Consider the following 23,980-nt stretch of genomic DNA (forward strand, 5'->3'; position numbering starts at 1 on the left):
CATGCTTGACCGGCGGTGCCGTCCTTCGGGCGCGGTGCCGGCCGGGCCGCCAGAACCGCGACGGGAGAGTCCGTCGCCCCGGTCCCCGGACCGCGGCGACGGCGCCGAAGGAGCAAGTCCTCCCCGGGAATCTCTCAGGCCCACGTACCGTCGAGGCGAGGCAACTCTGGAAAGCGGCCGTGCTGGGGCGCCCTCGAGGCGTCGCGCGCGGCCCACCGACGGTGCAAGTCGGCGCGCCCCGGCCCTCGTGGCACGGCGGACCGGCAAAACTCTCAGGTCGACGCGTGCGTCCGATGACAGAGCGGGGAGGGACCCGCCGTCGTCCCCTCCCCCGGAGGTCCCCGTGACCCAGCCGTCCCTCGACCGCACCTCCCCGCTCGACGCCGCCTCCGGCGCGTTCGCGCCGCGCCACCTCGGCCCGCGCGGCCGCGAGGTGCAGGTCATGCTCGACCAGCTCGGCCACGCCTCGCTCGACGCGCTGGTCGACGCCGCCGTGCCCGCGACGATCCGCACCGAGCGCCCGCTCGACCTGCCGGCGGCGCGCACCGAGACGGAGGTGCTCGACCACCTGCGCGCGCTCGCCGCGAAGAACGTCGTCAAGACGCAGATGATCGGGCTCGGCTACTACGGCACCGTCACTCCCCCGGTGATCCGTCGCAACGTCCTCGAGTCCCCCGCCTGGTACACGGCGTACACGCCGTACCAGCCCGAGATCTCGCAGGGCCGCCTGGAGGCGCTGCTGAACTTCCAGCAGGTCGTCGAGGACCTCACGGGCCTCGACGTCGCGAACGCGTCGCTGCTCGACGAGGCGACCGCGGTCGCGGAGGCGGTCGCCCTCATGTGGCGGGCCTCGGGTGCGAAGAGCGGCTACGTGGTGCTCGACGCCGACCTCTTCCCGCAGACGCTCGCGGTGACGCTCGGTCGCGCGCAGGCCGTCGGCCTGCCCGTGGTCGTCGCGGACCTGTCGGGCGGCCTGGAGGCCGGGCTCGCCGCTGCCCGCGCGGCGGGCGCGTTCCCGGCCGGGGTGGACGACGACGCGCACCTCGTGGGCGTCGTCGTCCAGCAGTCGGGCGCGTCGGGTCGCGTCGTGGACTGGCGGCCCGTGGTCGCGGAGGCCAAGGACGTGGGTGCGCTCGTCACCGTGGCGAGCGACCTCCTCGCGCTGACGCTGCTGGTCTCCCCCGGCGAGCTCGGCGCCGACGTGGCGGTGGGCTCCGCCCAGCGGTTCGGCGTCCCGCTGTTCTACGGCGGCCCGCACGCCGCGTTCATGGCCGTCCGCAAGGGCCTCGAGCGGTCCCTGCCGGGCCGCCTCGTGGGCGTCTCGATCGACGCCGACGGCGACACCGCCTACCGCCTCGCCCTCCAGACGCGCGAGCAGCACATCCGGCGCGAGAAGGCGACGAGCAACATCTGCACGGCGCAGGCGCTCCTCGCGATCGTCGCCTCGATGTACGCGGTCTACCACGGCCCCGACGGCCTCCGCGCGATCGCCGAGCGCACCCACGCCCACGCCACGACCCTCGCCGAGCACCTGCGCGCGGGCGGCGTCACGGTCGAGCACGCCACCTTCTTCGACACCGTCCGCGCCGTGGTCCCGGGCCGCGCCGCCGCCGTCGTCGAGGCCGCAGCAGCGGCCGGCGTCAACCTGTACAACCCTGATGCAGATCATGTACAGATCGCCTGCGACGAGACCACCACGTCGGCGATCCTCGCCACGGTCGTGCGGGCGTTCGGGGTCGACCCCGCGACCGGGCAGAGCGAGGACGGCGCCGCTGCCGCAGCGCCCGGCCACGACCTCCCGGCCTGGGCGACCCGCACGACGCCGTACCTCCAGCACCCGATCTTCCGTCTGCACCGCTCCGAGACGTCGATGCTGCGCTACCTGCGCCGCCTCGCGGACAAGGACCTCGCCCTGGACCGCACGATGATCCCACTGGGCTCGTGCACGATGAAGCTCAACGCGACGGCCGAGATGGAGGCGATCTCCTGGCCGGGGTTCGCGGACCTGCACCCGTTCGTCCCCGCCGACCAGGCGCGCGGCTACGAGGAGCTCATCGGCGGCCTGGAGTCGGCGCTGGCCGAGATCACGGGCTACGCGGGCGTCTCGGTGCAGCCGAACGCGGGCTCGCAGGGCGAGTTCGCGGGCCTGCTGGCGATCCGGGAGTACCACGTGTCTCGCGGGGACGTGGAGCGCGACGTGTGCCTGATCCCCGCCTCGGCGCACGGCACGAACGCGGCGTCGGCGGCGCTGGCGGGCCTGAAGGTCGAGGTCGTGCGGACCGCCGAGAGCGGCGAGGTGGACCTCGCCGACCTGCGCGCGAAGCTGGCCGACCACGGGCCGCGGGTCGCGGCGATCATGATCACCTACCCGTCGACGCACGGCGTGTTCGAGGAGCACGTCCGCGAGGTCTGCGACCTCGTACACGAGGCGGGTGGTCAGGTGTACATCGACGGGGCGAACCTCAACGCGCTCGTCGGGCTCGCGCGCCCGGGGGAGTTCGGCGGCGACGTGTCGCACCTGAACCTGCACAAGACGTTCTGCATCCCGCACGGCGGGGGAGGGCCCGGCGTAGGACCGGTCGCGGTCGGAGAGCACCTCGTGCCGTTCCTCCCGGGCGACCCGCTGGCGCCGGGCGCGTCCGCCGCGACGCCCGTCTCGGCGACGCGGTACGGCTCGGCCGGGATCCTGCCGATCTCCTACGCGTACGTCGCGCTCATGGGCCCGGACGGGCTCACGGAGGCGACGAAGGCGGCGGTGCTCACCGCGAACTACGTCGCGAGCCGTCTCGCCGACCACTACCCGGTGCTGTACACGGGCCCGAACGGCCTCGTCGCGCACGAGTGCATCCTCGACCTGCGCCCGATCACCGCGGAGACGGGTGTGACGGCGGAGGACGTGGCGAAGCGGCTCATGGACTACGGGTTCCACGCGCCGACGCTCTCGTTCCCCGTGGCAGGCACGCTCATGGTGGAGCCGACGGAGAGCGAGGACCTCGCGGAGCTCGACCGGTTCGTCGACGCGCTCGTCGCCATCCGCGGCGAGATCGACGCGGTCGCGTCGGGCCGCTGGGCGGTCGAGGAGTCGCCGCTGCGCGGCGCGCCGCACACCGCAGCGGCGCTCGTGGCGGAGGACTGGGACAAGCCCTACTCGCGCGAGCTCGCGGCCTACCCGGTCGCGAGCCTGCGCGCCGGGAAGTACTGGCCGCCGGTGCGCCGCATCGACGGTGCGCGGGGCGACCGCAATCTCGTGTGCTCGTGCCCGCCCCTGGAGTCCTACGTGACGGGAGACCTTGCATGACCGAGCAGCAGACCGGGACGACCGAGAGCGCGGAGCGCCGCAGCCCGCTGCACGACGAGCACGTCGCGCTCGGCGCGAACCTCACGAGCTTCGGCGGGTGGCTCATGCCGCTGCGGTACACGTCCGACCTCGCGGAGCACCGCGCCGTCCGCGAGGCGGCCGGCCTGTTCGACCTCTCCCACATGGGCGAGATCGAGGTCGCGGGACCGCAGGCCGCGGCCGCCCTGGACCACGCGCTCGTCGGGAACCTCTCCGCGGTCGCGCCGGGCCGGGCGCGCTACACGATGATCTGCCAGGAGGACGGCGCGGTCCTCGACGACCTCGTGGTGTACCGCCTCGCGGACGAGCGGTTCCTCGTGGTCGCGAACGCGGGGAACGCGGACCTCGTCGCGCGCGAGCTCGTGGAGCGGGCCGCGGGCTTCGACGCGACGGTCACCGACCAGGGCGCGGGCACGGCGCTCGTCGCGGTCCAGGGCCCGCGTGCGGAGGAGATCGTCGCGGGCCTCACGGACCCGGCCGACCCGGTCGCCGCCGAGACCGTGCGCGACCTCCGGTACTACGCGGCCGCGCCGCTCGTGCTGCGGACCGACGACGGCCCGGTCGACGCGCTCGTGGCCCGCACCGGGTACACGGGGGAGGACGGGTTCGAGCTGTTCGTGCCTGCCGACCGCGCCGCCGACCTGTGGCGCACGGTGCTCGCCGCGGGCGCGCCGCTCGGCCTGGTCCCGGCGGGCCTGTCCGCGCGCGACTCGCTGCGCCTGGAGGCGGGGATGCCGCTGTACGGGCACGAGCTCGACACCACGACCACGCCGTACGAGGCGGGGCTCGGGCGCGTCGTGAAGCTCGACAAGGTCGACGCCGACGGCGCGCCGCTCGAGTTCGTCGGCCGCGCCGCGCTCGCCGCGCGCCGGGAGTCGCCGCCCGCGCGCGTGCTCGTCGGGCTCCGGGGCCTGGGGCGGCGGCCCGCGCGGGCGGGCTACGCCGTCGTGCTGCCGGGCGACGGCGTCGACGCCGGGGGAGCGGTGGGGGAGTCCGCGCGTCGCGTGGGCACGGTGACGTCCGGCGCGCCGTCACCGACGCTCGGCCACCCGATCGCCCTCGCGTACGTCACGCCCGAGCTGTCGGCGGAGGGCACCGAGCTTGCCGTCGACGTGCGCGGCCGGGCCGAGCCCGTGGTCGTCGTGCCGCTCCCGTTCTACCGTCGTCCCCAGCAGTCCTGACCGCCCCGTCGTCCCGAAGGAGAACCCCATGACCGAGGCCCAGTTCCCGGCGCACCTGCAGTACACGGCCGAGCACGAGTGGATCGACGGCTCGACGCCCGCCGTCGTCGGGATCACCGCGACGGCTGCCGAGGCCCTCGGCGACATCGTCTACCTGGAGCTGCCCGAGGTGGGCGCCGAGGTGACCGCCGGGAGCGTCATCGGCGAGGTCGAGTCGACCAAGTCCGTGTCGGAGCTCTTCTCGCCCGTGACGGGCACGGTCGTCGAGGTGAACCAGGCGGCGGTCGACGACCCGGCCGTCGTGAACTCGGACCCGTACACCGACGGCTGGCTGTTCAAGGTCGACGTCGTCGACACGGGCGACCTGCTCACCGCCGACCAGTACGCGGCGCACGTCGGCAGCTGACGGCCGTGCCGGGGCGAGGCGGACCGCCCCGGCACGGGGTCGGCGCGCCGGTCAGCGGAACGTCGTCGCGTAGTACGTCTGCTGGTCGACGGTCTCGACCTCGACGTCCTGCGTCCGCTCGAGGTGGCGGCGCAGGTTGTCCGCGAACCGCAGCGAGTCGTCGTTGAACCGCGACACGTCGTAGGCGCACACGACGCGGTTCTCCGCGAGGTGCGCGACGAGCGCGTCGATCATGTCCATGAACGTCCGGCTCGCCCGACGGCCCGGGTGGGCGAGCGTGAAGCCGATGTACCAGACGGCGCCGCGCGCCGCGTGCTCGGGGTAACGCGCCGCGAAGAACTCCGGGCTCACCCACGGGACGGCCGCGAGGTCGGTCGCGAGCGTCGTCAGCCCGACGGCCGCGCCGTCGTCGTCGTGCGCGAGGAGCTTGAGGACCCGCGGGTCGCTCATCTCCTCGTCGAACTCCTCCCGGTGCAGCACGTGCCGGGCCGCCGCGCGCGTGCGCAGCGGCTCGAACGCCTCGAGGTAGAGCTCCCAGAACCGGTCGGCGAGCTCGCCGCCCACGGTCTGCTCGAACGTCACCGCGGCGCGCCCCGCGCCGGCGCGCGTCGGCGCCGTCACCGGGTCTCCCCGTCCCAGCCCTCGCGGCGGTACGCGGCGACGACGACGGAGCACACGGGCAGCGACTCGCAGCGCACCCCGGCGACCCGGCGACCGGCCGGGTGGAACCGGTTGCCGCGGGTCGCGGCCAGGTCCTCGAGGCTGAGCGTGAGGTCCAGCTCGAGCTGCTCGTGCGACGGCGCCTCGTGCTCCACGAAGAGACCGGCACCGCTGTCGTCGTCGCGCAGCGACCACGCCACGCCGGCCCACGCCTCGTGGCCGGGCATCACGGCGTGCGCCTCGGCGTACACGCAGTAGAGGAGGTCGCCGTGCCCGCCGTACCCCTCCTCGAGACGGTCCACCTCGACCACGCGGGACCCGGGCGGCACGACGGAGCTCAGCCGGACGAGGTTGAAGTCGCCGACGCCGGCATCCGTGAGCGCCGCGTCGAACGCGGAGAGCTCGGTCCTCCCCGTGCCCGTCCCGTGGCTCACGTAGATGATGGGTCCCGCGGTCATGTGTTCTCCGTCCTCGAGGCTCTCGCCCCGTCGTCGTGCGCCGTGCCCCAGCGGCCCGCGGCCGTGTCCAGGAGGTCGAGCACGGGTTCCAGCAGCTTCTCGGGGGCGGTGCTCCCCTTGCGCAGGTAGACGGTATCTCCCAGCCGGAGGTCCGCACGCTCGTGCGCGTCCAGGCGGGCCCCGCTGTAGATGACGAGCGGGACCCGGCTCAGGCGGCCGTCCTGGCGGAGCGCGTCGACGACCTCGCGGCCCGCGCCGTCGGGCAGCGTGAGGTCGAGCACGACGAGCGCCGGGTCGTCGCCGCCCGCGAGCACCTCCAGCGCCTCGTGGACGCTGCGTGCCAGCGTGACGACGAGGCCCGCGCCCTGCAGGACGGCCCGGACCACCTCGCCGACCTCCGGGTCGTCCTCGACGACGAGCACGTGCTCGTGGTGCGGGCGCAGGCTCACGGCCTCCTTGACCGTGCGCTCGAGCTCCGCGGGCGCGACCGGCTTGACGAGCCAGCGGTCGGCGAGCGACGCCGTCGCCTGGGCCTTCGAGGGCTGCGAGCCCGAGACGATGACGACGGGCACGTTCGCCGTCGCGGCGCTCCGGCGCACCCGGTCGAGCACGTCCTGCCCGTCGCGCCCCGGCATCGCGAGGTCGAGCACGACGGCGGCGGGCCGGGCGGCCTCGATGGCCGCGAAGGCGAGCGTGCCGTCGGTCACCCCCACGACGTCGTACCCGCGCGACTCCAGGACCGCGCGCAGCACGTCGACGACGTACGCGTCGTCGTCGACCACGACGACCCGCGGGCGCTGGTCGCCGGTCGCGGTCGCGGGCACGTCGTCGGCCGCGCCGAGGACCGGCTCGGGCCGGGGGAGGGTCGCGCGGAAGGTCGCGCCCGTGCCCTCGCCGCGGCTCTCGGCCCAGATGCGGCCCCCGTGGCGCTCCACGATGCTCTGCGAGATCGCAAGCCCGAGCCCGCTGCCGCCCCGCTCGCGGGAGTCCGACGCGTCGACCTGCTCGAAGCGCCGGAACACCGCCTCGAGCTTGTCCGGGGGGATGCCGCGCCCCTCGTCCTCGACGCGGAGCTCGACCATCTCCCCGGCGGAGCGCGCGGACACGCGGACCGTCCCGCCCGGCGGGGAGAACTTCACGGCGTTGCTCAGCAGGTTGGTCAGCATCTGCACGACGCGGTCCCCGTCGACGGCGACGACCTCGTCGGTGTCCTCCTGCACGATCTCGACGCCGGCGTCGCGCGCGAGCAGCCCGACCGGCTCCGCGGCCGTCGCGATGAGGTCGGCGACGCGGTGGTCGGCCCGCTCGAGCGGCGTCGTGCCCGAGTCCATGCGCTCGATGTCGAGGATGTCGTCCACGATCCGGTTAAGGCGGTCGCTGCTGGACCGCGCGACGTGCACCATGCGCGCCGAGCGCTCGGGGAGCGTGCCCAGGGCCCCGCTGTCGAGCAGGCCGAGCGCGCCGCGGATCGCGGTGAGCGGCGTGCGCAGCTCGTGGCTCACGACGGACACGAACTCGTCCTTGAGCCGCTCGACCTCCCGCCGGTCCGTGATGTCGCGGAACACGACGACCGCGCCCAGCGTGCGGCCGTCGTCCTTGAGCGGGCTCGCCGTGACCTCGACGGCCACCTCGGAGCCGTCCTCGCGGAGGTAGACGTCCTGCTCGGCGACCGCGGTGATGCCGTCGCGCACGGCCTCCCGGATGTAGCAGGAGTCAGCGGGATAGGGGTTGCCGTCCGCGTCGGGGGCGTGGAAGAGCGCGTGCGCGTCCCGGCCGATGAGCGAGTCGGGGCTCGCGCCGAGCGTGCGGGACGCCGCCGCGTTGACGAAGGTGACGCGGCCGTCGGGGTCGACGCCGTAGATGCCGTCCGCCACGGACTCGAGCGTCCGCGCGCGCTCGCCGGCGAGCGCGCGGAGCTGGGACGTGCGCTCCTCGACGCGTCGCTCCAGGCCGTGCAGCAGCGACTCGTTGTCGGCGACGACGAGGATCTGCCGTGCGACGACGGCGAGCAGCACGACGACCCACAGCGCGTTCGGGGCCCACGTGAAGCCCGTCGAGGACTGCACGACCCGGATCAGGGCGGCCGCGAGGAACAGGCAGAACGTCACGGTCGTGCCCAGGATCGCGGACCCCTGCGCCCGCTCGTCGGCCACCGGGCTGCCGCTCGCCGCCCGGTGCCGCGCGGCGAGCGCGATCATGAGGTACCCGCCGACCCACCCGACGTCGATCGGGCTGCCGAACGTGAACGTGCCGTCGGCAGAGAGCAGGGCGAACGCGACGTCGGCGACGGCGTAGAGCACGAACCCGCTGCCCACGAGCACGAGGGGCACCCGCTCGGAGGCGGTCGAGCGGGTCATCACGAGGACGGCGAAGGTCGCGAGCAGCGCGTCCACCACCGGGAGCGTGTACGCCGTGACGGCCGTGGTGCCGGTCGGCGGGGCCTCGGCCGAGCGGAGCGTCACCGCGTACAGCGCGATGTAGAGCACCGAGCCGCCGACGACGACGCTGTCGAGCAGCATCCGCCCGATCTCCTTGCCGCGCGGGCGCACGGTGGGGAAGAACGCGAGCCCGACGATGCCGAGGATCAGCGCGGCGATGTAGGCGTAGTCGCCCGTCGACGGGTTGTCGACCAGGCCCGCGTAGACGTTGCCGACGAGACCGACCACGCCGCCGAGCGCGAGCAGGCTCCACGCCCGACGCCGTCGGCCCGTCGAGCGTGCCGCGCGCCACCCGCAGCTCGCCGCAGCGATCGCCCCGGCGCTCACGATCGAGGCCTGCGAGACCGTGCGTCGCGTCTCGGCGTCGAGGGGGCTCGCGAGGACCGCGGCGAGGAGCACGAGGAGGACGCCGACCACCCAGCACCAGAGGACGAAGGGGTCGTGCGTCCGCTCCGCCGGTCCCCGCTGCCCCACCATGCGTCGAGCGTAGGGGACCGCCCGTGGGCGCGCGCTGCCGGGCACGGGCTTCTCGGCTAGCGTCGGGACGATGGACGCGGAAGGGCAGACCAGGCGGCGCGTGGTCGTCATCGACGACGACCCGTCGATCCGCGAGGTCGTCGAGCTCGCGCTCGACGTGGTGGGCGGCTACGAAGTGCACGTCGCCGCCGACGGGGACGAGGGCGCGGCGCTCGCCGAGCGCGTGCGGCCCGACGCGATCGTGCTCGACGTGATGATGCCCGTCGTGGACGGGCCCACCGTGCTCGCGCGCCTGCGGACGCGCCCCGCGCTGCGTGACGTTCCGGTCGTCTTCCTCACCGCCAAGGTCGGCGCGGGAGAGATCTCGCGCCTCGACGGCCTGGGCGCGGCCGGCGTCATCACGAAGCCGTTCGACGCTCTCGACCTCGCGGCCCGGCTCGGCGCGCTCCTCGGGTGGGAGCCGTGACGGCCGGCCCCGACGGCCGTGCGGAGGACCGGCTCGACGCCGCGCTCGTCGTGCTGCGGCAGCGGGCGCGCGCCCGGAACGCGGCCCGCGTCGAGGAGGCCGCCCGCCTCCTGGGGCCCGGGGCGGACGGCGCGGAGGAGCCCTCGGCCGAGGCCGTCCTGGAGGCTGCGGCGCTGTGCCACGCCGTCGCCGGGTCTGCCGGGACGTTCGGCGACGACGACACGACCGCGGCCGCGCGTGCGCTGGAGGCGGCGCTCCGCGGGAGCGACCTCGCCGCGGTGCCGGCACGTCTCCAGCGCCTGCGCGCCCTGACCGACGGCGCCCGGGAGGCCACGAACCCCGAGTCTTGAGCAAATCTTGAGGTTCTCCTGCGGCGGACGTGGGATTCCCCCGAGGACCGCGCACCAGGGTGGTGGGTGCCGAGGGGACGGTCCCCCGGACTGGCAGGGGGGTACTCCCATGATCGACACCGTGACGTCGCCCGACAGCCCGACCCGACGCGAGACCCGTGCGAGCCACGGGCCCCGCGTCCCGACGCCGACCTACCTCACGTCGGGACCGCAGGCGAGCATCGACGCCGCCATGGCAGCGCTGAGCGACACCGTCGAGCGCACGCTGCAGGAGGACCTCGCCCAGGGAATGCTCCCGACGGTCGAGCAGATGAGCGTGAGCGTCGTGACCCGTTCGACGGGTTCCGTCGAGGACTACACCGCGGTGGCGCTGCTGCTGCTCTCGTACCAGCACCTCGTCTGACCTGCACCGACGCCGCTCCGGCGGCAGGTTCGTCCGGGTCTGGACGAACGTCCTGAAACTCGTCGCGAGAAGTCGCGTCATGAAACGACTCCCGTCCCATCCCTTCAAGTAGCACCAACCGGAACTCGCCACGTGGGGATGACGTGACCGGAGAGCATCTGGAGGAGAAAATGAGCACCATCGAGCTGGTCCGCCCCGTGGCGGCCCCGTCGGAGCGGATCGCCACGCCGATCGCTCCGCTGACCCGCCGGGAGCGGGTCGTCCTGTCGAACCTGTCTGAGGACGTCACGCTCGAGCAGATCGCCACCAAGCTCTTCGTCACGCGCAACACGGTCAAGTCGCAGGTCCGCAGCCTCTACCGCAAGCTCGGCGTCTCGACCCGTGCCGAGGCCGTGGCCTGGGCCCGCGCGGCCGGCCTGCGCTGACGAACGGGCCCGCGGCCCTCGCAGGCCGCGGTCGCGGTCGCGTCACACGCACGTCACGACGCCGTGCGACACTCCGCGTATGACTCTGCGCAGACTGGTGGTGGCCGCGGCGATCGTCGACGATCTCGTCGCCCCGCGGCTCCTGCTCAGCGCGCGCCGGTCCCGTCCGTCGCACCTCGCGGGCCGCTGGGAGTTCCCCGGGGGCAAGGTCGACCCCGGCGAGACCCCGACGGAGGCGCTGCACCGCGAGCTCCGCGAGGAGCTCGGCGTGGCCGTGGAGCTCGGTGACGAGATCGTGGGCCCCGACCACGGGGCCTGGATCATCACCGACCGCCACGTGATGCGCCTGTGGTTCGCGCGGGTCACCGCGGGAGAGCCCCAGCCGCTCGTCGAGCACGACGAGCTCACCTGGCTCGACGCCGGGCGCTGGCTCGACGTGCCGTGGCTCGACGCCGACGTGCGCATCGTCGAGGAGCTCGCGCGCCAGGTGGCGCCCGAGGCGGTCTGACCGCCGACCCCTCCCGGCCTGCGCCACGCGCTCCGCGCGCGCCCTGCGGGACGCGTGGCTACGGTCGCGACGTGAGCCGAACCACCGCCCGGGCGCGCCGCGCGCTGCGCGACCTCGGGGACCGCCTGCCGCCCTGGGCCGCCGTCGTGCTCGGCGCCGCCGCGACCGCGCTCGGCGCCGCCGTCGTGCTGCGGCCGTTCGCCTCGCTCGCGGTCCTCGTCGTCGCGGTCGTCGCGGCGTTCGCCGTCCTCGGCGTCGCCGAGCTCGTCGGCGACGGCGGCGCGCCCCCGGACGCGCGCGGCCCCCGCGCCCTGCGCGTCGTGCGCGGGCTGCTGTTCCTCGCCCTCGCGGTCGCCGTGCTCGTGTGGCCCGCGCCGACGATCGGGGTCGTCGCGCTGCTCGTGGGCGTCGGCCTGGTCGTCGCCGGGGTCCTCGACGTGGTCGACGGCCTCCGGTCGTCGGGCACGGACCGCTGGGCCCGCGTGGCGGTGGGCGCGGCGTCCGTGCTGCTCGGCGGGCTCGCGCTCGTCTGGCCGGACGTGACCGTGCTCGTCGTCGCCGTGGTGCTGGGGGTGCGCCTCGTGCTGCTCGGCGTGCGGCTGCTCGTCGCCGGCGTGCGCCGTGCGCGCGCCGCGCGCCGTCCGCCCGAAACCGTCGCCGCGCCGTCACGCCGGTCCCGGTCGGCGCGCCGCGGCCCGGCCGCGCTCGTCGGGGCCGTGCTCGCGTTCGTCGCGGCCGCGGGGCTCACGGGCGTGAGCGTCGCCGTGCAGCGCGCCGCGCCGCACGCCGACGCGTTCTACGACGCGCCCGACGCGCCCCCGGACGAGCCCGGCAGCCTGCTGCGGGCCGAGCCGTTCACGCGACAGATCCCGGACGGGGCGACGGCCTGGCGCATCCTCTACACGACGACGCTCGACGAGGGGGAGCCCACCGTCGCGAGCGGCCTCGTCGTCGTGCCCGACGGCGTCGGGACGGACGGCGGAGCGCCGCCGCCCGTCGTCGCGTGGGCGCACGGCACCACCGGCTTCGCGCGCGGGTGCGCGCCGTCGGTGCTCGATGAGCCGTTCGAGTCCGGCGCGTTCTTCCTGCTCGACGACGTGCTCGCGCGCGGCTGGGCCCTCGTCGCCACCGACTACGCCGGGCTCGGCACGGCAGGACCGCACCCGTACCTCGTCGGCCAGGGCGAGGCCCGCTCCGTGCTCGACGCGGTGCGCGCGGCCCGCGCCCTCGACGACGCGACGCTCGGCGAGCAGACCGTCGTCTGGGGCCACTCGCAGGGCGGGCACGCCGCCCTGTGGACAGGCGCCGTCGCGCCCGCGTACGCCCCCGACGTGCCGCTCGCGGGCGTCGCCGCGCTCGCTCCCGCGAGCGACCTCACGGACATGGTGTCCCACCTGGAGAACGTGGCCGGGGGGAGCGTGTTCGCGTCGTACGTCGTGGCGGCGTACGACGCGGCCTACCCCGACGCGGACGCGATCGAGGCCGTGCGCCCGGGGGCGCGCCTCGTCGTGCACGAGATGGCTTCCCGCTGCCTGTCCGAGCCGGGCGCGCTCGTCTCCGTCGCCGAGGCGCTGTCCATGGACCAGCCGCTGTGGACGACCGACCCCACGGACGGCGCCCTGGGGGAGCGGCTCGCCGAGAACGTGCCGACCGGGGCGGTCGAGGCGCCGCTGCTCGTCGCGCAGGGGGCGTCGGACCCGCTGGTCCTCCCGAGCACGCAGGACGCGTACGTGGGGGAGCGGTGCGCGGCCGGGCAGCCGGTCGACTACCGCACGTACGAGGGGCGGGACCACGTCGGCCTCGTCCAGGCGGACTCGCCGCTCGCCCCCGACCTCGTGCGCTGGACCGAGGCGCGGCTCGCGGGCGAGCCGCCGACGCCCACCTGCGCCACCGGCTGACGCGTCGGCGTCGCCGCGTGCCGTGGCGCGGGCGGACGGCGGCCGTCAGGAGCGCTCGTCGTCCGCCGTCTCCGCCGCGTCCGCCGTGCCCTCCGCGTCCGCCGCGCCGGCGCGCGCCCGGAGCAGGCTCGCCACGTCGGCGAGCGTGCTGCCCACGGCCCGCGGGGCGCGGTCGGGCCGCAGGTAGCGCTCGTCGTCGTCCGGGGTGCCCACGGCCGGGCGAGGTGGCGCCGTCGGCCCGTCCCCTGGCGAGGCGCCGGGCACGGTACCCGGCTCCGGCAGCCCCTGCACCACGCGGCCCCCGCCGGCCCGCCAGGCGAGCGTCGCGTCGACGAGGCGCCGGTACACCCCCGCGTCGAGCGGGTCGCGCAGCCACGCGTCCGCCGCCTCCGCGACGTGCCGCGCGAGGCGCCCGTCCTGGTCCGTCACGTCGTCTCCCGGTGGGTGGTGTGCCGTCGTCCGGTCCCATCCTCGCGTGCCGCGACCGCACCTGCTTGCGAGCGCGCGGGCGCGGCGCGACGGTGGCGTGCGGAGGTGGTCACCGTGGCCGACACGTTCCCCCGGATCGCCCAGGTCGTGCTCGACACGACCGACGCCCGCGCGCTCGCGGAGTTCTACCGCGGCCTGTTCGGGCTCGAGTACCGCGCGGGCGACGAGCCGCCCGCCGCGGGCGAGCCCGACCCCGACGGCGCGGACTGGCTCGTGCTGCGCGCCGCACCGGGCGGGGTCCAGCTCGCGTTCCAGCAGGTCGGGGCGCTCCCGCCCTCGACGTGGCCCGACGACGGCGTGCCCCAGCAGCTGCACCTCGACTGCACCGTGCCCGACGTCGCGGAGCTCGACCGGCAGCACGACCGCGCCCTCGCGCTCGGGGCACGGCTGCTGCTCGACCGGTCCGACGACCCCGACGAGCCGCTGCGCGTCTACGCCGACCCGTCCGGTCACCCGTTCTGCCTCTTCGTGGGCTGACGCGCGCGGTCGCCGCCCGTCGCCGGGCGCGGGATCATGCGTGCATGACCGCGACCCCGCTGACCACCGCCGAGCTCACCGACGTCTACATCGACCTCCACCGGCACCCCGAGCTCGCGTTCGCCGAGCACCGGACCGCCGGGATCGTCGCCGAGCGGCTGCGCGGCTGGGGGTACGACGTGCACGAGGGGATCGGCGGGACCGGCGTCGCGGGCGTCCTCGCGAACGGCGACGGGCCGCGCGTCCTGCTGCGTGCCGACATGGACGGGCTCCCCGTCACCGAGCTCACCGGCCTGCCCTACGCCTCGACGGACACCGCGACCACGCCCGACGGCCACGAGTCCGGCACCATGCACGCGTGCGGCCACGACGTGCACGTGACGTGCCTGCTCGGCGCCGCGGCCGAGCTCGCCGCGCACCGCGACACGTGGTCGGGCACGCTCGTCGTCGTCTTCCAGCCCGCCGAGGAGGTCGGCGGGGGAGCGCGGGCGATGGTCGCGGACGGGCTGTTCGACCGGACCGGCGGGCGGCCCGACGTCGTCCTGGGGCAGCACGTCATGCCCCTGCCCGTGGGCGTCGTCAACCTCACCGCCGGGCCGGCGATGGCCGCGACCGACTCGTTCCGCGTCACCCTGCACGGCAAGGGTGGTCACGGCTCGAGCCCCGAGTCGACGGTCGACCCCGTCGTCATGGCGGCCGCGACGGTCATGCGGCTCCAGGGCGTGGTGTCGCGGGAGGTGGGGGCGCGGTAGTCCGCGGTCGTGACCGTCGGGGCCCTGCGCGCCGGGACGCAGGCCAACATCATCCCGGGGTCGGCGGAGCTGCTCGTCAACGTCCGGTCCTTCACGCCGCAGGTGCGCCGTCGCGTGCTCGACGCGATCCACCGCATCGTCGACGCCGAGGCCGCGGCGTCCGGGGCGCCGCAGGCCCCGGAGTACGAGGAGGTCTCGACGTTCGACCTCATGGTCAACGACCCCGCTGCCGCCGAGCGCACCCGGGCCGTCCTCGCCCGCACGCTCGACGAGCAGCACGACCGCATCACGGCCGCGGGCGGGCGGGCCGCGGTCGTGTCGCTGCCGCCGCTGCCCGGCTCCGAGGACGTCGGCGACCTCGCCACGGCCGCCGGCGTGCCGCTCGTCTACTGGAACCTCGGCGGGTTCGACCCCGCGCTCTTCGCCGCGTTCGACCTGTCCACCGCGACCGGCATGGGCAACCTGCCCGACGGCGTCGCCCCGAACCACTCCCCGTACTTCGCGCCCGTCCCCGAGCCGACGCTCGACCTGGGCGTCGCGCTCCTCGTCGCCGCGGCGCGCGACTGGCTGCGCGCCGCGGAGGGTGGCCCTACTGGAGGGTGACGAACACTTCGTCGGAGAAGAGGCCGGGCGTCACGCGCAGGAGCCCGGGGTCCCCGGACGGGACGGCGATCGCCATCTTGCCCGTGGTGGTGCCGCCCGTGTAGAGCTCGTCGAGGCCGAGCTGAGGCTCCGGCGGGACCGCGACGGTGTCGTACGAGGTCAGGACCTCGCCGGTGCTCGCGACGTAGTCGATGTCGACCATCATGGCGTAGCCGGAGTCCGCGCCGGTGTAGGTGATCGTGGCATCGATGACCGCGTAGGTGAACCCCTCGGGGGGCGCCTCGTTGAACGTGTTCGCCGCCATGACCTCGTCCGTGGCGTCGAGCTGCACGCTGTTGATGGTGACGTCGAACTCGTCGCCGCTGATGACGCTGCCGAGCGGGACCGGGTTGTCGCGGCTGCCCGGCTCGGAGGCCGCCTCCTGCTCCGTGTCCGTCTCGGTCTCCTCCGCCGCGCCCTCGTCCTCGGCAGGCGCCGAGTCCTCGGCGTCCGGGGTGGTCACGGTGACGTCCGAGCCGCCGAAGGCCTCGTCCACCGAGTCGCTCACCACGGTGAAGAAGACGATGAACCCGACGATCGTCCCGACGACGGACAGGACGAGCGCCGTGACGACCGGCCACTTCTTACCCTGCACGAAGAACCCGATGATCGACAGGATGAAGGCGATCGGGAGCAGCACCCAGCCGATGATCAGCGCGCCGGGGATGCAGGCGAAGACGAACCCGACGACCGCGGCGGCCAGCGCCACCCAGCCGAGGGGGTGGACCGTGCGGGCGGTGGCCGTCGTCGCGCCCGGGTAGGCGGTTCCGTAGGCTGCTGCCGAGGGGTCGCCGCCGGGGGCGCCGTAGCCGGTTCCCGGAGCGGCAGGCTGGTTCTGCGGGGCCGGGATCGTGTGCTGCGTCCACGACGATCCGTCCCAGTACCGCTGGACACCGGTCCCGCTGCCGTCGTCGTACCAACCGGGTGCCGGAGAACCATCGGGCGTGCTCATGGGCACATGCTAGGTGGGCGTGGTGAGCGCCCCGGCACCGGTCGAACGGAATTCACCCGGTCGTCCGGTCGACGGTCGTCGGGGTCAGGCGGACTTCTCGCGCGGGGTGCGGGCGCGCGCGGTCGTGGTGCGCGGCACGATCGTGGGATTGACGTTGTCCAGCACGACCTCACGCGTGATCACGACCCGCTCCACGTCATCACGCGACGGCACGTCGAACATCACCTGCTGCAACACCTCCTCCATGATCGCGCGCAACCCCCGCGCCCCCGTCCCGCGCAACAACGCCTGCTCCGCGACCGCCTCGACCGCACCCGCGGTGAACTCCAGCTCCACCCCGTCGATCGCGAACATCCGCTGATACTGCTTCACCAACGCATTCCGCGGCTGGGTCAGGATCCGCACCAACGCCTCCCGGTCCAACGCCGCCACCGACGCGATCACCGGAAGGCGCCCGATGAACTCCGGGATCAACCCGAACCGGTGCAGATCCTCCGGGCGCACCTGCGCGAACAGGTCCTCCCCCGCACCCGTCTCGATCGGCGCACCAAAACCCACACCCCGCTTGCGCGCCCGCGCCGCCACGATGTCGTCCAACCCCGCAAAAGCCCCCGCCACGATGAACAGCACGTTCGAGGTGTCCACCTGGATGAACTCCTGGTGCGGATGCTTACGACCACCCTGCGGCGGCACCGACGCCGACGTGCCCTCGATGATCTTCAACAACGCCTGCTGCACACCCTCACCCGACACGTCCCGCGTGATCGAGGGGTTCTCCGCCTTCCGCGCCACCTTGTCGATCTCATCGATGTAGATGATGCCCGTCTCAGCCTTCTTCACGTCGAAGTCCGCCGCCTGCACCAGCTTCAGCAGAATGTTCTCCACGTCCTCACCGACATACCCCGCCTCGGTGAGCGCCGTCGCGTCCGCGATCGCAAAAGGCACGTTCAACATCCGCGCCAACGTCTGCGCCAGATACGTCTTGCCCGTCCCCGTCGGACCGATCAACAAGATGTTCGACTTCGCCAGCTCCACGTAGTCCGGGTCGTCGGTCGCGAGGGCCTCGCCCGCCTCCTCGGCGGCAGCGGCGGCGCGCACGCGCTTGTAGTGGTTGTGCACCGCGACGGCCAGCGCCCGCTTGGCGCCGTCCTGCCCGACGACGTAGCGGCTGAGGTGCGCGAAGATCTCGTGCGGCGTGGGGAGCGGGCCGCTGCCGGTGACGATGTCCTGCTCGGCCGACTCCGTCTCGCGGTCCTCCTCGACCATCTCGAGGCAGAGCGCGACGCACTCGTCGCAGATGAAAACGCCCGCGGGGCCCGCGATGAGCCGCTTCACCTGCCGCTGCGACTTGCCGCAGAACGAGCACGTGAGCGCGTCCGCCGCGCGGGGCCCGCGCTGACCGCGCGCGCCGCCGTCGTCGGTGCCGTCGGAGCGTGCCACCAGGTGCCTCCAGTCGAGTCGGTTGCGGCCGATCGTAACCGTCGCCCACGACACCCCCGCACGCGAGCCCTGGGACGCGCCGGTCAGGCGTGCGGGACGTCGTCCGCCGGGACGCCGCCGCCCGCGTCCTCGGTGAGGAGCTGGAGCCGGCTCGCGGTGCGGAACGCGTCCGGGCGGTCGGGGAGCGCGGTGCGGAAGGTGCCGAGCGCGTGGGGCGACGTGACGACGAGCTCGACGTCCGCGTCGACCAGCACGTCGACGACCGCGATGAACCGCTGCTGCGCCTCGCGGTCGATGGCGGTCAGCAGGGGGACGTCGGTGACGACCCACCGGCGGAAGCGCACGGACCAGTCGAGGTACTCCAGGGTCGACGTCGGCCGGCCCGCGAGGTCGTCGAACGTCACCCACAGCTCGTGCGCGCGCGCCGCCGTCACGGGGAACGTGCGCGACCCGGTGCGCACCGCCGTCGCCTCGTCCGCGCCCGGGCGACGCAGGCCGCGGGCGTCGAGCTGCGCCGTCGTGCCGGGGAGGAGCCACGCGCCCGCGGCGAACCCGGCGCGACCGCGCCCGCCCAGCGTCCGGTAGTCCGTGGGCCCGGCGAGCTCGACGACGTCGAGGTGCGCGCGCAGGAGGGCGATCCCGGGCTCGGCGACGTGGTGCCACAGCGGGTTCGGCAGCAGCGTGCCGGGCTCGTAGTTGGACGTCGCGAGCACGACGACGCCCGCCGCGAACGCCCGGCGCAGGAGCCGGGTGAGCAGGGTCGCGTCGCCGGTGTCGTGGAGGTGGAGCTCGTCGAGGTAGAGCAGCGTCGTCCCGCGCAGGAGGCCGTCGATCGCGGAGTCGACGGCGCCGGGGCGTGGCTCCGGCGACTCCTCCGACGGCCTGGGCGGCGTCGGCTCCGCGACCGGCGCGGTCGCCCGGGTGCGCCACCCGCGCGTCGGGCCACCCTGCCCGACGGCGGGCCGCGGCCCGGTGAGGGCGGTCACCCGTCGGGCGTGGATCGCCGCGTGCAGCTCGCGGAACAGGTCGTACACGTGGACCCGCTTGGTCGCGCCGGCGGGGAGCCCGTCCGCGACGGCCGCGAAGAACGCCCCCGCCAGCCACGACTTCCCCCGCCCCGCGGGGCCCCACACGTACAGGCCGCGGACGGGGCGCCGTCGGGCCCCGGCGAGCTCCTCCCCGAGCCGGACGAGCCGGTCGAGGAGCGCGGACTGCGCCGCGTCGAGCGCGAACCCGTCACGCGCGGCGGCCGCCTCGACCGCGCGTCGGACGCGGTCGAGGCGGCGGCTGGTCACCGGGTCAGCCTAGGCGCGACGACCACGCAGGGTCTTGACCCAGACGTCGATGACGTCCCAGGCCGCGATGACGACGGTCGCCGCGATGATCCCGTTCGAGAGCCACGTGAGCGAGTCGCCGCCCGTGACCTCGAGGAACGCGGGGTTCACGAGGCGGTCGGCGCTCGCGAGCCACACGACCACCCCGGCGAACAGGGCCCCGATGACCGTGTTGACGGCGGCGAGCCCGATGGTCCACCGACCGCGTGCGTACACGAGGATCGTGAGGACGATCTCGGCCGCGACGAGCGCGACGAGCACGCCGGTCCAGACGGGCCACAGGTCGGGGTGCAGCACGGGGACCGCGGTGCCGTCGGGGCCCCGGTAGGTCGCGACGTTCTGGAGGAGCAGCACGGCGGCGACCAGGACGAGCAGGCCGACCGACACGACCGTGTCGACGAGCGTGACCTCGCGGGGCGCGCGCTCGGTCGGGAGGCGGTCGACCGTCCAGGGGCCGGTGAGCTCGTCCCGGCTCCGCGGGGCGCCGTAGCGCTCCAGCAGGACGAAGACGAGGGTCGTCCAGAACGCGATCTGGAGGGCGACCGAGGCGGTCGTCCAGATGCCGCTCCAGATGGCCGACCCGACGGGGCCGCCGTCGACGAGGTCCGTCGTAAGCACGATCGCCCCGGGGATGAGGCTGACCCAGAGCAGCACCTTGAGGAGGCGCAGCCAGTCGAGGTAGAGCGTCGGCCCGATGAGGTACAGCGGGCGACCGGCGAGGTCGGCCGCGAGGCGGTCGGGGTCGCCGAGGTCGTTGAGGACGTCGGTCTCGGCTCGGGCCGGGTCGGCGCCGGCCTCGACCTTGGCCTCGACCGCGTCGGCGACGGACGTGCGGAGCTCCTGCTCGAGGTCGGCGTGCTGGTTCGCGGGGACGCGGCGCAGCGTGGCGGCGACGTAGCGGTCGGTGAGCGTCATGACGTGCCTTCCTGGGAGTCGATGGTCTGGAGGCTCCGTGCGATCGCGAGCCACTCTTCGAGCAGGTCGCGGGCGAAGCGCTCGCCCGCGGGGGAGGTGCGGTAGAACTTGCGCGGCCGCGCCTCGTCGGTGTTCCACTCGCTCACGAGGAGGCCCTGCTTCTCGAGCCGGCGCAGGAGCGGGTAGAGCGTGTTGGCGTCGACGGGGACGCCCGCTGCGGCGAGCGCCTCGAGGAGCCCGTAGCCGTAGCCGGGCGTGCGCAGCAGCAGCAGGCTCGCGACGACGACGGAGCCGCGGCGCACCTCCTGGCTGTGCCCGGCGTAGATCTCGGGATCGGTCATGTCACACACCATAGTGTGTGACGCACAGTATAAGCAAGAGACACATCATCGTGTCGATGATAGGGCGCTAGACTGGAATGGTTCCAGAGAAGAGTGCGTACCTGCCGCGGGAGGCCGAGTGACCGACCTGATCGACACCACCGAGATGTACCTGAAGTCGATCTACGAGCTGCAGGAGGAGGGGATCCCCCCGCTGCGCGCGCGGATCGCCGAGCGCCTCGGGCACTCGGGGCCGACGGTCTCGCAGACCGTGGCGCGCATGGAGCGCGACGGCCTCGTCGTCGTCGGGGGGGACCGCCAGCTCGAGCTCACGGCCCTCGGCCAGCAGACGGCGGTGCGCGTCATGCGCAAGCACCGCCTCGCCGAGCGCCTGCTCACCGACGTCATCAAGCTCGACTGGGAGCACGTCCACACCGAGGCCTGCCGCTGGGAGCACGTGATGAGCGACCTCGTCGAGCGGCGCCTCGTCGGGCTCCTCGACCACCCGGCGCACGACCCGTACGGCAACCCCATCCCCGGCCTGCGCGAGCTGGGCGAGGACCTGCCCGAGGTCGGCTACCTCCAGGGCGTCGTGTCCCTGCGGGCCCACCTCGTCGCGCGCGCCGCGGTGCCCGGCACGGAGGTGCGCGTCGTGCTCCAGCGCATCGCGGAGCCGATCCAGGTCGACGTCGAGCTGCTCGCGCGGTTCGCCGAGGCGGGCGTGCTCCCGCACCGGACCCTCGTGGTCACGGTGGGCGACGGCGTCGTCACCGCGTCGGGCGAGGGCGCCCTGACCGTCCTCGACCTGCCCGACGACGTCACGCGCCACCTCTTCGTGACCGCGGACTGACTGACGTGTGGCCCGAGGCGGCCGCTGAGAACGAGGTTGGTCCCGCTATGCGGTGGATAGCGGGACCAACCTCGTCGTGGTGGGGGAGCAGGGTCGTGCTCGCCGACCGGGTGTCGTGCGGCGGGGTCGTCAGGGGACGATGAGCCCGGCGGTCTGGGTCTTGGCGCGCTGGAGGCGGGCCTCGGCGTCGGACCAGTTGACGAGGTTCCACCAGGCGGTGACGTAGTCGGCGCGCACGTTCTGGTAGTCGAGGTAGTAGGCGTGCTCCCAGACGTCGAGCAGGACGATGGGGGTCAGGCCGAGGGTGAGGTTGCCCTGCTGGTCGTAGAGCTGGACGGTGATGAGCTTCTGGCCGATGGAGTCCCAGGCGAGGATGGCCCAGCCGGAGCCCTGGACGCCGGCGGCGACGGCGGCGAACTGCTTCTTGAAGGCGTCGAAGGAGCCGAAGTGCTCGTCGATCGCGGCGCCGATCTCGCCGGTGGGCTCGCCGCCGCCCTCGGGGGAGAGGTTGGTCCAGAAGGCGGAGTGGTTGACGTGGCCGCCGAGGTTGAACGCGAGGTTCTTCTCGTGGAGGTTGATCGCGGCGAAGTCGCCGGACTCGCGGGCCTCGGCGAGCTTCTCCAGGGCGGTGTTCGCGCCGGTGACGTAGGCCTGGTGGTGCTTGGAGTGGTGCAGCTCCATGATCCGCCCGGAGATGTGCGGCTCGAGCGCACCGTAGTCGTAGGACAGCTCGGGGAGAGTGTAGACAGGCATGGTTCCTCAGGTTCCTTCCGTCGGTATGCAGCCACGCTAGGACCTCGACCACGGTTGAGGTCAAGGAGGGCGCGCTGTGATCTTGCAGGTCGGACGGGTCGTCCCGCCCGTCGAACGGCAGCGCCGAGCACGCGGTCCGCGACCGGGAGGGCCCCTTTCCGGTCGCTCGACCCGTGCTCGACGGACGGTGGTCGGCCAGGGGGCCGGGGTCCGAATCCGTTGGGCTGGGGGGGTCCTCGTCGGGCACGATGGACGGATGCCCGACGACGCCCGCACCGGCCTGCGCGTGACGACCGCACTGGTCGTCCCCGAGGCGGAGCTGTCGTGGCGGTTCTCGCGCTCGTCCGGCCCCGGCGGGCAGGGCGTCAACACGACGGACTCGCGGGTCGAGCTGTCGTGGGACGTCGCCCGGTCGGCGGTCCTCACCGACGCCCAGCGCGCGCGCCTGCTGGACCGGCTGGGTCGCCGCGTCGTCGGGGGCGTCGTCACGGTCGCGGCGTCCGAGCACCGGGAGCAGCGGCGCAACCGCGAGGCGGCGCGCACCCGGCTCGCCGCCCTGCTGGCGGCCGCCGTGGCGCCGCCCGGGCCGTCGCGGCGGGCGACGCGGCCCACGCGCGGGTCCGTCGAGCGGCGGATCGCCGCCAAGAAGCGGCGGACCGACGTCAAGCGCCTGCGCCGCCCCCCGCACGACTGACCGGGCGGGCACGCCTCACCGACCACGACCCTGCTCCCGGTCGAGCACGACCCTGCTGTCGTTCTCGACGTGAGAGCGACAGCAACCTCGTGGTCGGCGGGGTCAGAGGCGGCGCGCGAGCTCCGGGTAGTCCACGACGAGACCGTCGGCGTCGACGGTGAGGTCGGCCGTGAAGTCCCGCGTCGCGCTCGTGTACGTGACGACGCCCTGCCCGGTCGCGGGGTCGAGCGGCTCGCGCGCCGCGTAGACCTGGTCGCTGCGCAGGACGCGCAACGACGGCACCTCGACCCAGGCCATCACGAGGTGCGTCTCGTGCGCCGGCGGGTCGTCCCCGAGCAGCCCGAGCCGCAGGATCGGCATCGTGTTCGTCACCGGGCAGAGCGCGATGTCGCAGTCCAGCGCCCCGTCGAGCGTGGCCGGGTCCTCCACGCCGGGCGCGGCCAGGCCCGACGGCGGCGTCCCCGCCTCGCGCGCGTCGGCCCGCCACGCGCCGTCGGGCATCCGGACGAGGTCGAGGTGCCGCGACCACCCGAGGCCCCGCACCGACACGTCGAGGTGCTCCGTGACCCAGCCCGGCCCGGTGCGCAGCGCCCACGCGGTCGCGTAGGTGGTGGCACGCGACGTGCCGAATGCGGCCAGGCGGTCGCCGCGGACGGTGACCGTCGCCGCCTCGAGGCGGTCGGGGTCGTCGTCCCAGCCGGTCCATGCGACGTGCCTCGTCCGTGGGCTCACGCCGGTCAGTGTGGGCCGAAAAGCCGGTGCCCGCGCGGCGAGCGCGTGGCAGGGTCGCGCCATGACCTCTCGTATCTCCCACACCACGTTCGACGCGCGGGACGCCTACGCGCAGTCCGTCTTCTGGGCCCAGGTCCTCGGGTACACCGACGTGCCCGGCGACCCGAACCTCCCCGGCCACGAGGAGTGCATGATCGTCCCGCCGTCCGACGCGACGACGCCCGCCGAGAGCCGTGGGCACGTCCTGTTCGTCGAGGTGCCCGACGACAAGCAGCTGAAGAACCGCGTCCACCTCGACCTGCGGCCCACCGACGGGTCGCGCGAGGAAGAGGTCGAGCGCCTGCTCGCGCTCGGCGCGGCCCAGGTCGCCGACCGTCGCACGCCCGACGGCGGCGGCTGGGTCGTCCTCGCCGACCCCGAGGGCAACGAGTTCTGCATCCTGCGCAGCGACGCCCAGGTCGCGGCGGACGCGGCGCGCTGAGCGCCCGCGCTGACACGGGGCGGGCCGTCCTTCCCGCTCGCGCGACGTCGTCCCCGAGGCCGCTGATCGCTTCCCGCGACGGGCGGTCGTCGCCGGGCGGTCCCGGTGTCGCACCCCGGCGCGTACCCTCGGGTCGTCGCAG

At 74.4% G+C, this 23,980-nt stretch carries 26 protein-coding genes and 1 riboswitch; of the genes, 15 read left to right on the top strand and 11 right to left on the bottom strand.

Annotated features, from left to right (window positions below; translation table 11 throughout):
* Positions 1-51: 51 nt before the first annotated feature.
* Positions 52-160, top strand: a riboswitch (glycine riboswitch).
* A 282-nt stretch (positions 161-442) separates the two neighbouring features.
* From gcvP to gcvH, 3 genes are read left to right on the top strand one after another with little or no spacing between them, the layout of a single operon-like run.
* The gene (gene gcvP, locus RSE42_RS00325; RefSeq protein WP_415298803.1) at positions 443-3,298 is read left to right on the top strand and encodes an aminomethyl-transferring glycine dehydrogenase; all 2,856 of its coding nucleotides are present in this window, start codon (positions 443-445) and stop codon (positions 3,296-3,298) included.
* Complete coding sequence (gene gcvT, locus RSE42_RS00330) at positions 3,295-4,518, top strand: glycine cleavage system aminomethyltransferase GcvT (RefSeq protein WP_043653114.1); 1,224 nt, start codon at positions 3,295-3,297, stop codon at positions 4,516-4,518. The genes gcvP and gcvT overlap by 4 nt, the downstream gene beginning before the upstream one ends.
* A gap of 28 nt (positions 4,519-4,546) precedes the next feature.
* On the top strand, positions 4,547-4,924 hold the full coding sequence (gcvH, locus tag RSE42_RS00335; protein WP_415297592.1) for a glycine cleavage system protein GcvH: 378 nt from the start codon (positions 4,547-4,549) through the stop codon (positions 4,922-4,924).
* A 51-nt stretch (positions 4,925-4,975) separates the two neighbouring features.
* On the opposite strand, the gene RSE42_RS00340 is transcribed toward gcvH, so the two are convergent.
* From RSE42_RS00340 to RSE42_RS00350, 3 genes are read right to left on the bottom strand one after another with little or no spacing between them, the layout of a single operon-like run.
* Positions 4,976-5,545, bottom strand: coding sequence for a hypothetical protein (locus RSE42_RS00340; protein WP_051027849.1), 570 nt, complete (start codon positions 5,543-5,545; stop codon positions 4,976-4,978).
* Positions 5,542-6,042, bottom strand: coding sequence for a pyruvoyl-dependent arginine decarboxylase (locus RSE42_RS00345; RefSeq protein ID WP_043653117.1), 501 nt, complete (start codon positions 6,040-6,042; stop codon positions 5,542-5,544). Before RSE42_RS00345 ends, RSE42_RS00340 begins: the two co-directional genes overlap by 4 nt.
* Positions 6,039-8,957 carry a response regulator gene (locus tag RSE42_RS00350; RefSeq protein WP_415297593.1) on the bottom strand — a complete coding sequence of 973 codons (2,919 nt, stop codon included), beginning with the start codon at positions 8,955-8,957 and terminating at the stop codon, positions 6,039-6,041. Before RSE42_RS00350 ends, RSE42_RS00345 begins: the two co-directional genes overlap by 4 nt.
* Positions 8,958-9,027: 70 nt before the next feature.
* Here RSE42_RS00350 and RSE42_RS00355 point away from each other — a divergent pair, with 70 nt between their 5' ends.
* The 6 genes from RSE42_RS00355 (at position 9,028) to RSE42_RS00380 (ending at position 13,007) form a co-directional block, all read left to right on the top strand.
* On the top strand, positions 9,028-9,423 hold the full coding sequence (locus RSE42_RS00355) for a response regulator (protein WP_043653120.1): 396 nt from the start codon (positions 9,028-9,030) through the stop codon (positions 9,421-9,423).
* A complete protein-coding gene (locus RSE42_RS00360) occupies positions 9,420-9,773 on the top strand; it encodes an Hpt domain-containing protein (protein WP_415297594.1) in 354 nt (117 codons plus the stop codon). The genes RSE42_RS00355 and RSE42_RS00360 overlap by 4 nt, the downstream gene beginning before the upstream one ends.
* A gap of 109 nt (positions 9,774-9,882) precedes the next feature.
* Positions 9,883-10,176: a hypothetical protein gene (locus RSE42_RS00365; RefSeq protein WP_043653125.1), complete on the top strand. Its 294-nt coding sequence runs from the start codon at positions 9,883-9,885 to the stop codon at positions 10,174-10,176.
* A gap of 170 nt (positions 10,177-10,346) precedes the next feature.
* Positions 10,347-10,601, top strand: a complete 255-nt coding sequence (locus RSE42_RS00370; RefSeq protein ID WP_043653127.1) for a helix-turn-helix domain-containing protein — start codon at positions 10,347-10,349, stop codon at positions 10,599-10,601.
* 79 nt (positions 10,602-10,680) lie between these two features.
* Positions 10,681-11,109, top strand: a complete 429-nt coding sequence (locus RSE42_RS00375; protein WP_085386939.1) for a (deoxy)nucleoside triphosphate pyrophosphohydrolase — start codon at positions 10,681-10,683, stop codon at positions 11,107-11,109.
* A 71-nt stretch (positions 11,110-11,180) separates the two neighbouring features.
* Positions 11,181-13,007: a lipase family protein gene (locus tag RSE42_RS00380; protein ID WP_415297595.1), complete on the top strand. Its 1,827-nt coding sequence runs from the start codon at positions 11,181-11,183 to the stop codon at positions 13,005-13,007.
* A gap of 45 nt (positions 13,008-13,052) precedes the next feature.
* Here RSE42_RS00380 and RSE42_RS00385 read toward each other — a convergent pair whose 3' ends face one another.
* A complete protein-coding gene (locus RSE42_RS00385; protein ID WP_415297596.1) occupies positions 13,053-13,436 on the bottom strand; it encodes a hypothetical protein in 384 nt (127 codons plus the stop codon).
* Positions 13,437-13,550: 114 nt separating this feature from the next.
* Between RSE42_RS00385 and RSE42_RS00390 the strand changes: the two genes are divergently transcribed.
* The 3 genes from RSE42_RS00390 to RSE42_RS00400 are packed head-to-tail and all read left to right on the top strand — an operon-like array spanning position 13,551 to position 15,328.
* On the top strand, positions 13,551-13,973 hold the full coding sequence (locus tag RSE42_RS00390; protein WP_144679222.1) for a VOC family protein: 423 nt from the start codon (positions 13,551-13,553) through the stop codon (positions 13,971-13,973).
* A gap of 44 nt (positions 13,974-14,017) precedes the next feature.
* Positions 14,018-14,725 carry an amidohydrolase gene (locus RSE42_RS00395; RefSeq protein ID WP_415297597.1) on the top strand — a complete coding sequence of 236 codons (708 nt, stop codon included), beginning with the start codon at positions 14,018-14,020 and terminating at the stop codon, positions 14,723-14,725.
* 9 nt (positions 14,726-14,734) lie between these two features.
* Positions 14,735-15,328, top strand: coding sequence for a peptidase dimerization domain-containing protein (locus RSE42_RS00400; protein ID WP_415297598.1), 594 nt, complete (start codon positions 14,735-14,737; stop codon positions 15,326-15,328).
* On the opposite strand, the gene RSE42_RS00405 is transcribed toward RSE42_RS00400, so the two are convergent.
* The 5 genes from RSE42_RS00405 to RSE42_RS00425 all read right to left on the bottom strand — a co-directional run bounded on the left by RSE42_RS00405 (position 15,315) and on the right by RSE42_RS00425 (position 20,349).
* Entirely contained in the window at positions 15,315-16,319 is a 1,005-nt protein-coding gene (locus tag RSE42_RS00405) for a DUF2510 domain-containing protein (RefSeq protein ID WP_255180086.1), read from the bottom strand. The two genes, RSE42_RS00400 and RSE42_RS00405, sit on opposite strands and share 14 nt — an antisense overlap.
* Positions 16,320-16,403: 84 nt before the next feature.
* On the bottom strand, positions 16,404-17,759 hold the full coding sequence (clpX, locus tag RSE42_RS00410) for an ATP-dependent Clp protease ATP-binding subunit ClpX (protein ID WP_396049749.1): 1,356 nt from the start codon (positions 17,757-17,759) through the stop codon (positions 16,404-16,406).
* Between the two features lie 83 nt (positions 17,760-17,842).
* Positions 17,843-19,054 carry a cell division protein ZapE gene (gene zapE, locus RSE42_RS00415; RefSeq protein ID WP_415297599.1) on the bottom strand — a complete coding sequence of 404 codons (1,212 nt, stop codon included), beginning with the start codon at positions 19,052-19,054 and terminating at the stop codon, positions 17,843-17,845.
* A 9-nt stretch (positions 19,055-19,063) separates the two neighbouring features.
* A complete protein-coding gene (locus RSE42_RS00420; RefSeq protein WP_415297600.1) occupies positions 19,064-20,008 on the bottom strand; it encodes a permease prefix domain 1-containing protein in 945 nt (314 codons plus the stop codon).
* Complete coding sequence (locus tag RSE42_RS00425) at positions 20,005-20,349, bottom strand: PadR family transcriptional regulator (RefSeq protein ID WP_415297601.1); 345 nt, start codon at positions 20,347-20,349, stop codon at positions 20,005-20,007. The genes RSE42_RS00420 and RSE42_RS00425 overlap by 4 nt, the downstream gene beginning before the upstream one ends.
* A 118-nt stretch (positions 20,350-20,467) precedes the next feature.
* Between RSE42_RS00425 and RSE42_RS00430 the strand changes: the two genes are divergently transcribed.
* Complete coding sequence (locus RSE42_RS00430; protein ID WP_415297602.1) at positions 20,468-21,178, top strand: metal-dependent transcriptional regulator; 711 nt, start codon at positions 20,468-20,470, stop codon at positions 21,176-21,178.
* Between the two features lie 129 nt (positions 21,179-21,307).
* Here RSE42_RS00430 and RSE42_RS00435 read toward each other — a convergent pair whose 3' ends face one another.
* Complete coding sequence (locus tag RSE42_RS00435) at positions 21,308-21,931, bottom strand: superoxide dismutase (protein WP_074804415.1); 624 nt, start codon at positions 21,929-21,931, stop codon at positions 21,308-21,310.
* 256 nt (positions 21,932-22,187) lie between these two features.
* Between RSE42_RS00435 and arfB the strand changes: the two genes are divergently transcribed.
* The gene (gene arfB, locus RSE42_RS00440) at positions 22,188-22,625 is read left to right on the top strand and encodes an alternative ribosome rescue aminoacyl-tRNA hydrolase ArfB (protein WP_043657909.1); all 438 of its coding nucleotides are present in this window, start codon (positions 22,188-22,190) and stop codon (positions 22,623-22,625) included.
* 102 nt (positions 22,626-22,727) lie between these two features.
* On the opposite strand, the gene RSE42_RS00445 is transcribed toward arfB, so the two are convergent.
* A complete protein-coding gene (locus tag RSE42_RS00445) occupies positions 22,728-23,357 on the bottom strand; it encodes a putative glycolipid-binding domain-containing protein (protein ID WP_415297603.1) in 630 nt (209 codons plus the stop codon).
* 61 nt (positions 23,358-23,418) lie between these two features.
* On the opposite strand from RSE42_RS00445, the gene RSE42_RS00450 reads away from it, so the two are divergent.
* Positions 23,419-23,838, top strand: coding sequence for a VOC family protein (locus RSE42_RS00450; RefSeq protein ID WP_415297604.1), 420 nt, complete (start codon positions 23,419-23,421; stop codon positions 23,836-23,838).
* Positions 23,839-23,980: the final 142 nt, after the last annotated feature.

Source organism: Cellulosimicrobium sp. SJTW-1, assembly GCF_047716875.1.
In the GTDB taxonomy this organism is placed as follows: domain Bacteria; phylum Actinomycetota; class Actinomycetes; order Actinomycetales; family Cellulomonadaceae; genus Cellulosimicrobium; species Cellulosimicrobium funkei.